This window comes from Streptomyces sp. NPDC054813 (assembly GCF_053611365.1).
Genome location: NZ_JBSHAF010000021.1, coordinates 1 through 8,470, shown reverse-complemented (window position 1 = coordinate 8,470; position 8,470 = coordinate 1). Strand labels below are relative to the sequence as shown.

Annotated in this window: 3 protein-coding genes; all 3 read left to right on the top strand. The window is 73.6% G+C overall.

The annotated features are described in order from the left end of the window. Window positions 1-354: 354 nt before the first annotated feature. Window positions 355-567, top strand: coding sequence for an MbtH family protein (locus tag ACWGJB_RS34430; protein ID WP_365334996.1), 213 nt, complete (start codon window positions 355-357; stop codon window positions 565-567). Between the two features lie 102 nt (window positions 568-669). Next, a complete protein-coding gene (locus ACWGJB_RS34425; RefSeq protein ID WP_453383970.1) occupies window positions 670-5,661 on the top strand; it encodes an amino acid adenylation domain-containing protein in 4,992 nt (1,663 codons plus the stop codon). Then, window positions 5,658-8,470 (top strand): non-ribosomal peptide synthetase (locus ACWGJB_RS34420; RefSeq protein ID WP_453383969.1); only part of this gene is annotated, 2,813 nt, incomplete at its 3' end. The genes ACWGJB_RS34425 and ACWGJB_RS34420, both read left to right, overlap by 4 nt.

Here is an 8,470-nt window from a genome sequence, read left to right as displayed (position 1 = left end):
CGGCGCACGCGCCGGCTTCGTGCGGGGCGAGTCGCCCCCGCGCCCGCGGGGCCCCCCCCCCGCCCCCCCCCCCGGGCGGGGGGGGGGGCCGGCGGCTGCGTTTGCGCGGTGCGCACATGGCCCGTCGACGGGCCGCCCACGGAACGGCACCGTTCCCGCCAGGTCGGGTCAGCGCGGTGACGGGCAGCCAGAGACCAGGCGAAGTATAGAAGTCGAGCCGAGGATCTCCTTCGGCGGGAAAGGCGCGTGCCGCGGTGTGACGTACAGCGCCCCATATTCGCGTGCCCGGCCCCGCTCTCACCGTTCGTCCGTCAGCTGCCGTGCCGCGCAGCCGACCGTTCGCCAGGAGTTCCGATGGAAGAGCAGACCGACCTCCGCCGCTACCGCGTCGTCCTCAACGACGAGGAGCAGTACTCGATCTGGTGGGCCGACCGTGACCTGCCCGCCGGCTGGCGGGCCGAGGGAACCGAGGGCTCCAAGGAGGAGTGCCTGGCCCACATAGACGAGGTCTGGACGGACATGCGTCCGGCCAGCCTCCGCCGCCGCATGGAGGCCGCGGCCGGCTAGGCCCGTCCGGTGGGTCAGGCCGCGCCCGTTGCGCACGACGCGCCCTGACCCTTCTTCGCCCACCCCGCGCCGCCGTGCAGCCCCCGATCAGGAGTGTCCAGGATGAACCCGCAAGTGCCGAGCGACGAGGCCGCCGTGCTCGTGCAGCTCGTGGCCGGCCAGGCCCATCTGACGCCGCACACGGTCGCGGTGACGGACGGTACGTGCTCCCTCGGCTACGCCGAACTCGACGCCCGGGCCAACCGGCTGGCCCACTACCTGGTGGAGGCCGGGGTCGCGCCGGACACCGTGGTGGGGGTCTGCCTGCCCCGGAGCGTCGACCTGGTCGTCGCACTGCTGGGCGTCTGGCGGGCCGGCGGCGGCTACCTGCCGCTCACCCCGGACCTGCCGGCGGCCCGGCTGGCCCGGCTGATCGGCGACAGCGCGGCCGGACTGGTGATCACCGACGCCGGCTCGGCGCAGGCCGTCCGGGACGCGGGCGCCGGCCCGATCGTCCTCGACGAACTGGCCGAGCGGCTCGACGCCCTGCCGGAGACGGCCCCGGAGGTGTGTCCGGCGGCGGAACACCTCGCCTACGTCATCTACACCTCCGGCTCGACCGGTGAGCCCAAGGGCGTCGCCGTCACGCACGGCGGCATCGCCAACCGGGTCCGCTGGGTGGTGCGCGAGTGCGAGCTGACGGAGCAGGACACGGTACTGCAGAAGACCGCGATCACCTTCGACGCCCACTGCTGGGAGGTGTTCGCCCCGCTGATCAGCGGCGGCACCGTCGCCCTGGCACCGGTGGGCGTGGAGGCCGACCCGGCCGCCATGCTGCGGGCCGTCGCGGACCACCGTGCCACCGTGCTGCAGGTCGTGCCGTCGGTGCTCCGGCTGCTGCTGGAGGAGGACGGCTGGGAGCGCTGCGACGCGCTTCGGCTGCTCTTCTCCGCGGGTGAGCCGCTGACCAGGGAACTGGTCTCCGCGGTGCGGAGCAAGGCCGAGGTCCAGGTATGGAACACCTACGGCCCGACCGAGTGCTCCATCGACGTCACGGCGCACCGGGTCGACCCCGAGGCGCTCACCGGGCCGGTGCCGATCGGCCGACCCATCACCGGCATGCGGGTCCTGGTCGTGGACGCCGTGGGCCGCCCGCTCGGTCCCGGCCGGGCGGGCGAGCTCCTGGCCGGCGGCACAGGCCTGGCCCGCGGCTACCTCGGTCGCCCGGCGATGACCGCCGAGCGCTTCGTCCCCGACCCGTTCGCCGGCGACGGCTCGCGGCTCTACCGGACCGGCGACCGGGTGCGCTGGCGCAACGACGGGGTCCTGGAGTACCTGGGCCGGATCGACGACCAGCTCAAGATCAACGGCATGCGCATCGAGCCCGCCGAGATCGAGGCCGCGCTGCTCGCTCACCCCTCGGTCCTGATGACCGCGGTGGTCGGGTACGAGTCCTCGAACGGCGACAGGCGACTGGCCGCGCACTACGTCCCGCGCCCGGAGGCGCCGCGGGCCGGCTCCGCCGAGCTGCGCCGCTTCCTGGCCGAGGCGCTCGCCCCGGCGATGGTCCCGGGCACCTTCGTCGAGCACGCCTCGCTCCCGCTCGGGCCGACCGGCAAGATCGACCGCAAGGCCCTGGCAGTGCCCGCCGCCGGGTCGGCCGGTGTGCGGCGGCCCCCGGTGACGGAGTCCGAGCAGCTGATCGCCGGAGCGTGGCGCACGGTGCTGGGCGCCGACGAGGTCGGCCTGGACGACGACTTCTTCGACCTCGGCGGCACCTCTCTGCAGCTGACTCGCCTGGTGACCCGGCTGCGCGAGCTGTCCGGCACCACGGTCGCCCTGCGCGGGCTGTTCGGCGCCACCACCGTCGCGGCGCAGGCCGAGTTGCTGGGTGCGGCCGCCGAGCCGGGCCCGAAGCCCGTCGACCGCAGCGGGCCGCTGCCGCTCTCGCCCGGCCAGCAGCGCATCTGGTTCTCCGAGCGGCTGCGCTCGGGCGTCGGCGAGTGGGTGTCCGGGCTCGTGCTGCCGGTGCCGGCCGACGCCGGGGTGCCGGCGATCCAGCGCGCGCTCGACCTGCTGGTCGAACGGCACGAAGCGCTGCGCAGCCGCTTCCCCGAGATCGACGGCGTCCCGGTGCAGATCGTCGACCCGCCGGCCGCCGTCGGGCTGCGGGTGGTGCCCGGCGGCGCCGCGGCGGTGCCCGGCGTACTGCGCACCGAGCAGCAGGAGGGCTTCGACCTGGCGACGGGGCCGCTGCTGCGCGCGGTGCTGGCCGAGGACGGCACCGACCGGGCGCTGTGCCTGCTGATCCACCACATCGCCTCCGACGGCTGGTCGACCGGCATCATCGAGCGCGAGTTCACCGAGTTCCTCGGGGCGCTCGCCGCCGGCCGCACGCCCGAACTGCCGCCCCTGCCGATCCAGTACGGCGACTACGCGGTCTGGCAGCAGAAGGCTGCCGATGACCCCCAGACCGAGCGCGAACTCAATTACTGGACACGGGAGTTGGAAGGACTTCCGGCGCTGCGGCTGCCCACCGACCGGCCGCGTCCGGCGGTCCGCGACGGCCGCGGCTCGATCGTCCCGCTGGAGATCGACGCCGAGCAGAGCGAGGCCCTGAACCGGCTCGCCCGCAAGGCCGGTACCACCCGGTTCACCGTGCTGCTCACCGCCTTCGTCTCCTTGCTCGGCCGGCACGGCGGCAGCTGGGACCTGCCGATCGGCACGCCGGTCGCGGGCCGGGAGTTTCCGCAGACCGAGGGCGTGGTCGGCTTCTTCCTCAACAGCCTGGTGCTGCGCGCCCGCCTGCAGCCGGAGCTGCCCTTCACGGAGGCCGTGCACCGGCTCGGACGGACCGTCAAGACCGCGCTCGCCCACCAGTCGCTGCCCTTCGACCGGCTGGTGGAGCGGATCGCGCCCGAGCGCGACCTCTCCCGCACCCCGATCTTCCAGGCCGCCTTCGACTTCCACGACGCCGACTTCAATGCCCTGATCGGCGAGGACACGCCAGTCGAGTCGCTCGCCGAGATGTGGCACGCAACCCACACCGACCTCACCCTGATCCTGCGCCCGCGCTCCGACGGCTCGCTGGTGGGCGGCCTGGAATACGCGACTGCGCTGTTCGACCGGACGACCGTGCGCCGGATGGCCGATCATCTGCTGCGGATCCTCGAGGTCGCCGCGACCGCGCCCGATGTCGCGCCGGCCGAGTTGCCGCTGCTCTCGGAGGCCGAGTTCCGGACCGTGGACGGCTGGGGCACCGGCGAGCCCGCGGACGAGACGGCGCCGGCCTCGGTACCCGCCCTGGTGGCCCTGCGCGCCGCGGAGAACCCGGACGCGGTGGCGCTCACCGGCGAGGACGCCGTCTGGACCTACGCCCGCCTGGACGACTACGCGGGACGGCTGGCGAGCCGGCTGCGGGCGGCCGGCGTCGGTGCCGAGGACGTGGTCGCCGTCGCCATGGACCGCGGGCCGCGGCTGATCGCGGCGCTGCTGGCGGTCTGGAAGGCGACCGGCGCCTACCTGCCGGTCGACCCGGCCTTCCCGGCAGACCGCGTCGCACGGATGGCGGAGGCCGCCGGAGCCCGGGTGCTGCTCGCCGACGGGCCGAACGCCGAGCGGTTCGGCGCGGCCGCGGACTCCTGGACGGTGCTGGACGTCGCGCGGGAGCAGGCGGCGATCGAGGCCTGCGAGCCGCTCGCCCTGGCCGCGGACGACCTCGACCGGCTCGCCTACCTCATCTTCACCTCGGGCTCGACCGGACGCCCCAAGGGCGTCGCGGTCACCCACCGCGGCCTGGCCAACCACGTCCGGTGGGCCGCGCGCACCCTCGTCGCGGCCGCGCCCGGTGGTGGCGCGCTGTTCTCCTCGATCGCCTTCGACCTGGTGGTGCCGAACGTCTGGGCGCCGCTGACCACGGGTGAGCGGGTCTGGCTGCAGGCCGAGGACGACGACCTCTACGAGCTGGGCGACCACCTGACCAAGGCCGGTCCGTTCGGCTTCCTCAAGCTGACGCCGAGCCACCTGCAGGTGCTCACCGACCGGCTCGGCCCCCAGCGCTGTACCGAACTCGTGGGCGAGCAGGGCTTGATCGTCGCGGCCGGCGAGCGGCTGCCCGCGACGCTGGCCCGCCCCTGGGCCGCAGCCCTCGGCGACGGCCGGCTGATCAACGAATACGGCCCCACCGAGACCTCCGTCGGCACCTGCGTGTTCCCGGTGGACAACCCGGTGCTCGGCGACGAGGTGCCGATCGGCCGGCCGCTGCCCGGCATGATCATGAGGGTGCTCGACGAGCGGATGCGGCCGGTCCCGGTCGGCGTGATCGGCGAACTCCACGTCGGTGGCACCGGGGTGGGGCGCGGCTACCACGGCCGGCCCGGCCTGACCGCCGAACGCTTCCTGCCCGACCCGCTCGGCGCTCCCGGAGCGCGCCTCTACCGCACCGGCGACCTGGTGCGCTGGACGGTGCACGGCCAGGTGGAGTTCGTCGGCCGAATCGACGAGCAGGTGAAGATCCGCGGCTTCCGGGTCGAGCCGGGCGAGGTCCGCTCGGTGCTGCTGGAGCACCCGGCGGTGCGGGACGCGGCCGTGGTCGCGGTGCCGAGGCCCTCAGGCGAGCTCCAACTCGCCGCGTACTACGTGCTCGCCGACCCGGCGCAGTCGCCCTCCGCCGACGCGAAGCTGGCGGCGCACTGTGCGCAGGCGCTGCCCGAGTACATGGTTCCGGCCTCCTTCACGGTGCTCGACCGGATCCCGCTCAACGCGAACGGCAAGCTCGACCACCCGGCCCTGCCCGAGCCCGAAGCCAAGGCCGCGGCCAGTGGCCCCACCGGCCCGCGCGACCTCGGCGAGCAACTGATCTCCGAGATCTGGCAGAACCTGCTGGGCGGGCCGGTCGGAATCGAGGAGGACTTCTTCCGGGCCGGCGGCAGCTCGATCCTCGCGATCCAGCTGGTGGCCCGGCTCCGTGAGACCTTCCAGCTCCAGATCGGGGTGCGCAACGTCTTCGAGGCGCCCACGATCGCCGAAATGGCCCGGTTGATCGAAGACATGATCCGCCAGGACGACGCCGCGCGGGGCGCGGGCCCGGACTCCCCGAAGGGACACAACGCGTGAACGACTTGGTCGAGCCGGCGCCGGGGCACGGTACTCAGCCCACCTCCCGCGAGGACCTGTTCCGCGCGAGGCTGCAGGCCGCCGAGGCCGCGCGCCGCGAGGCGTTCCCCCAGGCAGACCGGTCCCGCCCACTGCGGCTGGGTGACGGACAGCAGCAGATGTGGTTCCTCAGCCGGCTGGATCCCGAGAGCAGCGAGTACGTCGTGCCGCTGGCGCTGCGCCTGCGCGGCGCCCTGGACGAGGACGCGCTGGCCGCCGCCTGGCGGTTCGTGTTCTCGCGCCACGAGATCCTGCGCTCCCGCTACGCGACGGTGGACGGCGAGCCGGCCCAGCTGGTGACCGACGACGTACCGGCCGCGCCCACCGTGATCGACCTGCGCGAGGCGCCCGTCGAACGCCGTGAGGCCGAAGCGCGCGCGGCACTCGACCACGAGTTCACGCGCCCCTTCGACCTCGCGGTCGAACTGCCGGTGCGCGGCTCGCTGATCCGGGTCGCCGACGACGAGACGATCCTCGCCGCCGCCTTCCACCACATAGCCTGCGACGCCTGGTCCACCGGCGTCTTCGCCACCGAACTCGCTGCCGCCTATACGGCGGTGGTCGGCGGCACCGAGCCGCAACTGCCCGAGCTGACCGTCCAGTACGCCGACTACGCGGCCTGGCAGCGCGCGCGGGCGGGCAGCGCCGACGCGGAGCGCGACCTTTCCTACTGGCGCAGCCGGCTGGAGGGGGTCGAGCCGATCGACCTGCCCACCGACCGCCCCCGCCCCGCCGTGCGTGACCACGTCGGCGGTCAGGTTCAGTTCACCATTCCCGAGGACCTGGCGGACCGGGTCCGGCAGTACGCCCGCCATCAGGGCACGACGCCGTTCGCGGTGCTGCTGACCACCTACCAGCTCCTGCTCTCGCGCTACACCGGCGTCCAGGACGTGGCCGTGGGCACCGTCGTCTCCGGCCGGGATGCCGAGCAGCTGCGCGGCATGATCGGCTACTGCATCAACAGCCTGGTTCTGCGCGGCCGTTGGACCGACGACCGGAGCTTCGACGAGCTGGTGCGCGGCACTGCCACCACCGTGCTGGAGGCCTTCGACCACCAGCAGATCCCTTTCGCCCGCCTGGTGGACGAGCTGGAGCCGCAGCGCGACCTGTCGCGTACCCCGCTGTACCAGATCGCCTTCACGATGCACGACGAGCGCGCCGACGGCCTCGCCTTCGGTGACGTCGCCGCCTCCGCGCTGGAGGCCGGCGCGGGCATCGCCAAGTGCGACCTGGCCCTCCAGGTCTCCGGCGTGCGGACCGGTGCGATGGGCGCCGGCTTCGTCTTCGCCGCCTCGCTCTTCGACGAGCAGACCGTCCAGCGCTTCGCCCGGCACTTCCTGCGCCTGCTGGACCGTTGCACCACCGAGCCGTCGGCCGCCGTCCGCACAGCTGTCTTCCTGGACGAGACGGAGGCCGCGCTCACGGCGGACACCCGGCCGCTGTCGGCCGCCACCGTGCCGGCCGGCCTGCACCGGCTGTTCGAGGCCGCCGCGGCGAAGGCCCCGGAGGCCGTCGCCCTGGTCGTGGGCGAGCAGGCCTTCGGCTACCAGGACGTGAACGAGCGGGCCAACCGGCTGGCGCACCGCCTGATCGAGCTGGGCGCGGGGCCGGAGCGGTCCGTCGGCGTGCTGCTGGAGCGCGACGCACAGATGATCCCCGCCCTGCTCGGGGTGCTCAAGTCGGGTGCCGCCTACCTGCCGCTGGACCCGTCGCTGCCGGCCGACCGGCTGGAGTACGTGCTGATCGACGCCCAGGCCGGGATCGTGCTGACCACCGCCCGGCTGGCCGCGCGGCTGCGGACCTGGTTCGACGGCGTGGTGGTCGAGCTCGACGGGGCCGACGCGCCGGCGATCGTGGCCGAGTCGGCCGAGAACCCGCAGGCCGAGGTCCACCCGGACAACCTCGCCTACACGATCTACACCTCCGGCTCGACCGGCCGCCCCAAGGGCGTCCGGGTGAGCCACGCCAACGTTGCCCGGCTTCTGGCGACCGCTCAGGAACACTATGCGTTCGACGAGTCGGACGTGTTCAGCATGACCCACTCGTACGCCTTCGACGTCTCCGTCTTCGAGATGTGGGCGGCCTACGCGCACGGCGCCCGGCTCGTCCTGGTCTCCGAGGAAGCCGTGCGCTCGCCCGAGGACCTGCTGCGCACCCTCGTCGCCACCGGTGTCACCGTGCTCTCCCAGACGCCGTCGGCCTTCCGCGGCCTGGTCGCCGCCGCCCGTGAGGCGGACCCGCGGCTCGACGAACTCGCGCTGCGTCTGGTGGTCTTCGCCGGCGAGAAGCTGGAGGTCCGCGAACTCGCCCCGTGGGCCGAGCGGATGGGCCTGGACAGGCGCGTGGTGCTCGCCAACATGTACGGGATCACCGAGACCACCGTGCACAGCACCTACCACCGCGTGGACGCGGCCGACTTCGAGCCGGGCGCGCCCAACCGGATCGGCGAGCCGCTCTCGGACCTGCGGCTGCGGCTGCTCGACCCCGAGGGCCGGGCGGTTCCGGTGGGTGTGGTCGGGGAGATCTGTGTGGCGGGTGGGGGTGTGGCTCGTGGGTATTCGTCGGCGTGGTTGACGGCGGAGCGTTTTGTGCCGGATCCGTTTGGTGGGGCGGGTTCGCGGATGTATCGCAGTGGTGATCTGGCGCGGCGTCGGGGTGATGGTGTGCTGGAGTTTGTGGGTCGTCGGGATCATCAGGTGAAGGTTCGGGGGTATCGGATCGAGCCGGGTGAGGTGGAGGTGGTGCTGGCGGGGGAGCCGTCGGTGGGTGA

Excerpts from the sequence above, each read along its gene's own strand:
- ACWGJB_RS34430 (WP_365334996.1), top strand. The coding sequence starts at position 355 with ATGGAAGAGCAGACCGACCTCCGCCGCTACCGCGTCGTCCTCAACGAC.
- ACWGJB_RS34425 (WP_453383970.1), top strand. The coding sequence starts at position 670 with ATGAACCCGCAAGTGCCGAGCGACGAGGCCGCCGTGCTCGTGCAGCTC.